The 4,605-nt window shown below is 55.3% G+C and carries 5 protein-coding genes; all 5 read left to right on the top strand.

Annotated elements, in window-relative coordinates:
- Positions 1 to 141 precede the first annotated feature (141 nt).
- The gene (locus BLV67_RS31940; protein WP_244160815.1) at positions 142 to 1,434 is read left to right on the top strand and encodes a DUF2169 family type VI secretion system accessory protein; all 1,293 of its coding nucleotides are present in this window, start codon (positions 142 to 144) and stop codon (positions 1,432 to 1,434) included.
- 1 nt (position 1,435) lies between these two features.
- Positions 1,436 to 1,792 (top strand): DUF4150 domain-containing protein, encoded by a 357-nt coding sequence (locus tag BLV67_RS31935; protein ID WP_065930313.1) that lies wholly within the window; start codon positions 1,436 to 1,438, stop codon positions 1,790 to 1,792.
- A 3-nt stretch (positions 1,793 to 1,795) separates the two neighbouring features.
- Positions 1,796 to 3,028 (top strand): polymorphic toxin type 15 domain-containing protein, encoded by a 1,233-nt coding sequence (locus BLV67_RS31930; protein ID WP_065930314.1) that lies wholly within the window; start codon positions 1,796 to 1,798, stop codon positions 3,026 to 3,028.
- Between the two features lie 11 nt (positions 3,029 to 3,039).
- A complete protein-coding gene (locus tag BLV67_RS31925; protein WP_074854585.1) occupies positions 3,040 to 3,708 on the top strand; it encodes a T6SS immunity protein Tdi1 domain-containing protein in 669 nt (222 codons plus the stop codon).
- 298 nt (positions 3,709 to 4,006) lie between these two features.
- A partial coding sequence (gene vgrG / locus BLV67_RS31920) for a type VI secretion system tip protein VgrG (protein ID WP_244160816.1) occupies positions 4,007 to 4,605 on the top strand: 599 nt, incomplete at its 3' end.

Below are 4,605 nucleotides of genomic sequence, written 5' to 3'. Positions count from 1 at the left end.
CTGATCAATGGCCGCACCTTCGATTTCAGCGCCAGCGGCGCAGTGCAGATCAACGGCAAAGACGTCGATATCAACTGAGGGGCGGACATGGAATTTCGCAATCTGACGCCCTTCGATGCGTTGTGCTTTAGCGCACTGGGCATGGACGATCAAGAGTATCCGGTGCTGGTCATGAAGGTGGGCTATCGGCTGCTGCCCATTGACGGGCAGCCGGGTCAGTTCCGCGCCGAAGTGATGGATGAGGATCCACTGGCGCTGTGCACCGCTGATCGCTACTACGGCGAGGAAGGGGCAAGCAGCGTCTGCGAGGAAAGCGATCTGGCGCCGTTCAAGCCGCGCTGTGATGTGATCGTGTCGGGCAATGCTCATGCGCCGCAAGGTCAACCAGCAACGCAGTGGACGGCCGGACTGCGCATCAGTGCGCCGGTAGCGCCACCACCCAAAATCGACGTACCGCTGCCGACACCGTTGAGCCCCGGCGAACGGCTGACCGAGTCTCAGCTAATCGCATGGCAAGCCGCCCAGCAAGAAGCTTATAAGCGTCGGGCCGATGCGCCGACGCGCCATTACTTGTTGGACAAATACCTGAAATTCACTGGCCCTCGCCAGTTTCGCCACAGCTTGTTCGGCGGATGGCAATTGTCCGAACCGCAGCCCGCCACTTCGGTGCCTTTGCGCTGGGAATATGCGTTCGGTGGCAGCAGCGTTGTCGTCAATCCCGAGCATGCGGTTGATGAAAGCACTCCGCCGTATTTGCTCAACGAAGTGTGCTACAGCAACCCACTGGGCCGAGGCTGGATCGAAAAGCGCCAGGAAAACCTTGGCTATCAACTGGACAAGCCGCTGCGCGGACTCCCTGCACCGCAGATCGAGCCCATCGACAAACCGGTGTGGCGTCTGGATCGGGTCAAACATCCCGAGGGTGAACTCGATGCCAACGGCATGGCGCAGGTCGCGGCCGGTTACAAAAACCAGCCTGCCGGATTTGGCGTGGTGGGCCGTGCCTGGGCACCGCGCCTGCCATTGGCCGGGCGCTATGACGAAACCTGGCAGCGCGAACGCTGGCCGGGATTGCCAAGGGATTTTGATTTCGCCTACTGGAACGGCGCGCCGGTCGATCAGCAGATCGATTTTCCGCCGCCTGCATTTCGCCTTGAACTGTCCAACCTCACCGACCCCAGTCTCACACCCGATGGGACGTTGTGCGTCGAACTGCCGGGCCATCGCGCCTTTGTTCTGATGCGCCTGCACAACGGCGCCATGCTGCCACTGCCCATGCTCACCGACACGCTGCGTATCGACACCGAGGCCATGACCCTGGCGCTGACTCATCGCATCAGCCTGCCCAATCACCTGGGCATCCGGGTGCTTGAAGCGCGCTTCGAGACCGATCCGAACGCCCCGCTGATCAAGCGTGCCAAGGAGGTGCTCTGACATGGCCGATAACGTCATCGCTCGCAAGCAGGGCAAATGGAAAGTGGTCAGCATCGTCCCGGATGTATGCAAGACGCCGATGGGCAGCGCCATCCCGCCGGTGCCCTACCCCGTCACGGCTGAACTGAAAACTGCCACCGGCGTGGCCAAGTCTGTACGTGCTAACGGCAAACCGGTGGTGGTGTTCGACAAGAGCCTGGTGCCGACCACAAAAGGCGATGGTGCTGGCGCTGCCAAAGGCATCAAGAGCAACACCGTCGGCGGCAAATGCTACCCGTTGGAGAAGAGCAGCACGGTGCGGGCCGAAGGCAAGCTAGTGGTGCGCCATAACGACAAGTTCTGGATGAATGGGGCTTAACGCATGGCCGAACCGATCAATCTAGCCCCGGTACGGGTACACGCGATCAGCGTACCGATGCGTCCTGATCCGACGCAGCTACACAAATTCGACGAAATGATGTTGCAGGCCAACGGCGACGATACCGTACAGGCTGACCTCTTCGGAACGGATCCGCAGGGCAAGCCCTACCATGAATCTCGCACCTTCAACGAGCAGGAATACGAGCAACTGCGCAAGCATTTCATGACCCGTGAATTGGCGACTCTGCCGCCGTTCAGTTCGTTCAAGAGTGGCAACACCATTGGGCGCGTCGTAGGTGAGACAGTCCCTGCCTCCGTCCCCGCCACACAGGCAAATCCACCAATAGAAACGGAAACAGAGGAGGAAAAAGGATGGTGGGCTAGTGCAAGCCCATGGGTACACGGCAGCCTGGATGTCCTGGGCTTCGTACCTGGGCTGGGTGCAATTCCGGATCTAATTAACGCCGGGATCTATGCTGCTGAGGGTGATGCGGTCAATGCTAGTCTCTCAGCAGTTGCGGCGATACCCTTTGCGGGAGATGCAATAAAGGGAGGAGTCCTGGTCGGCAAAGGCGCCCGGCATCTCGGCGCGGAGGTAGCACAACAAGCGGCACATAAAACTGCGAAAGAGGCAACAGGACAAGCGGAACGAGAGGCTTCCGAACGACTATCGAAAAATGTAGTAGAACGCCCCATGGCAGGGCAGTCTGCTGCCCCCAAAGCCGAAGGTGGCGGGAAAATAAAACAACGAAAAACATTTGACGTCGAATGTTTCAATCTGCCTGAAGGAGCAAACGAGGATGAATTTATCCGTCAGCTTAAAGAACAAGAAGATGCGCTCAACGCAATGGACGCAGACACACTGATTTCACGCAGAAAGGCCATAGATGATGCGGGGGGAACGGAAGCTCTTCGAGACAAAAAAGCCCAACGCAAAGCAAGGAAGGACTACGAAAGAAAACGTTTAAGTGACCTGCTTGCACAAGACGTTGACGCTAGTAAAGCGAAAAAAATCGTGTCCACAGAGCTTAAAGAGCTAGCAGCAACACATATCTTAGATATCATTGCAGGCGGCAACCCCAGCGATGTCACCATGGGCGATAAAAGAACCAACTCTTCAGTTGGCGCACAATGGAAGGGACGCAGATCTCAGTCGATTGAGGACCATGCAAAAGAAATGGCAAAAGCCGGTACAGGCAAAGAAAAAATGAAAGTAAAACTCAAAAAATGCTGAGGACATAAACAGTGAGTAAATTAATAAATTTTATAATCGAAGAAAACGGAGCACTCCAAAAAACTTACCCTTTCACTCAGGAGGAGCTAAGTCAACTACCGCCCACTCTACCAAGCTCTCTTCTTGATTTATATAAAAGTAACGGTCGCTTTACTCTCCAAGATGGGCGTTTACAAACCTGCCACCCAATTGACTTCAAAGGTCTTTTTTCAATAATTTTCGGCAACGACAAAATTTTCAACAAAGACAACTGTCACGCATTCGCATACTCCGCGTTCGGAACAATTTATTTTTATCATGACATATATGGCTGCGGAGAAATTGACTTAATAAACGGCCACTTACATAACACAAACCTTACATCGCCAACCAAAACCACTTCAAATCTAGAAAACACAATTTACTTGCCCTTTGCACTTGATCGCGAGTCCCTAGACTTCTTTGACATTGAAGACGCCCCTCTTTTCTCACGCGCCAAAAGAAAGCTTGGACTATTAGAGGTTGGCGAATGTTACGGCTTCTTCCCTGCATTATCAATGGCAGGATTAGCTCATATAGATAATCTCAAAAGAGTAAAAGCTATTGAACATCTTTCAATTATTTCCCAAACGCAGGAAATGTACCTTATTGACTCTACTGGTTATGGGGTATCAAACATCATTCGAAAAATTGGCAAATAACCAGACTACTTTACAACGTTGTTCCTCAGAAGATTGACGTGACCGAGCTACCCCTAGCCCGGCCCTTGATGACGAACCCGCTGAGCCATTCAGACATCGCGCCTACTATTGGCCAGCGTCGTTTACATAACTTCCTGATGGGAGCGTTCACCGGAATACCGCTTTATCTTGACCCCCGTATTGGTACGGTGCGCCGACCAATCATCAGATCGCCTTTAGCTCGGCTTGGTGAACCTGTTCACCCAGGGGGGACACCGGCTTTCGCCGCACCCGCTACACCGCCGTAGTCGAGCCGACCCTGAAGCGTTTCGACCTGCGCTCCAACTGGCGCATTTTCCAGGCCCAGACCGTGCCCGACATCATCACCAGCATGCTGGCCGAGCATAAGTTGACCGACATCCGCAGCGAAATCTGCTTCGAGCACCAACCCCGCAAATACTGCGTACAAGCCGGCGAAACCGACCTCGACTTCATCGCCCGCCTCGCCGCCGAAGAAGGCCTGCTCTACACCTTCGAACACCGCGCCGACGGCCACACCCTCGTCCTCACCGACCGCGTCGGCGGCCTGGGCACCATCGGCACGCACACCGACTGCCCGGTGATCTACCAGCCCATGGGTGGCGGCGATTCCATGGAACCGGCGTTGACCCGCTTCCACTACACCGAACAAGTGCGCACTGCACGCCAGGTGCAGCGCGACTACACCTTCACCCACCCGCGCTACAACCAGCAGCACACCGCCACCGGCGACCAGGACCTGAACAACCAGCACAAGGATTACGAACGCTACGACTATCCAGGGCGCTACAAACGCGATATCGCTGGCAAGCCTTTTACCAAAACCCGCCTTACCGCCCTACGTAACGACGCCAAACTGGCCCATGTGGAAGGCGACGA

Source organism: Pseudomonas salomonii, assembly GCF_900107155.1.
Lineage (GTDB): Bacteria > Pseudomonadota > Gammaproteobacteria > Pseudomonadales > Pseudomonadaceae > Aquipseudomonas > Aquipseudomonas salomonii.
This window is presented reverse-complemented; position numbering and strand designations above follow the sequence as displayed.